This window comes from Vibrio sp. HI00D65, from assembly GCF_001635455.1.
In the GTDB taxonomy this organism is placed as follows: Bacteria; Pseudomonadota; Gammaproteobacteria; order Enterobacterales; family Vibrionaceae; genus Vibrio.
In genome coordinates this window covers 1-217 of record NZ_LWEH01000470.1, presented here as the reverse complement: position 1 = coordinate 217, position 217 = coordinate 1, and the positions used below count along the sequence as shown (strand labels likewise).

1 pseudogene is annotated in these 217 nt (G+C 47.0%); it reads left to right on the top strand.

Features of this window, described 5'->3' with window-relative positions:
• Positions 1-217, top strand: a pseudogene (locus A3712_RS22880) (F0F1 ATP synthase subunit alpha); the annotation flags it as partial.

The window sequence follows — 217 nt, the reverse complement described above, 5'->3', positions numbered from 1 at the left end:
ACGAGTCAATGCAGAGTATGTAGAGAAGTTCACTAACGGTGAAGTGAAAGGCCAAACAGGCTCATTAACTGCGCTTCCTATCATTGAAACTCAAGCAGGTGACGTATCGGCATTCGTACCAACCAACGTAATCTCGATTACCGACGGTCAGGTTTTCCTACAGACTCAGCTATTTAACGCAGGCTTACGTCCAGCTGTTGACCCAGGTATCTCGGTA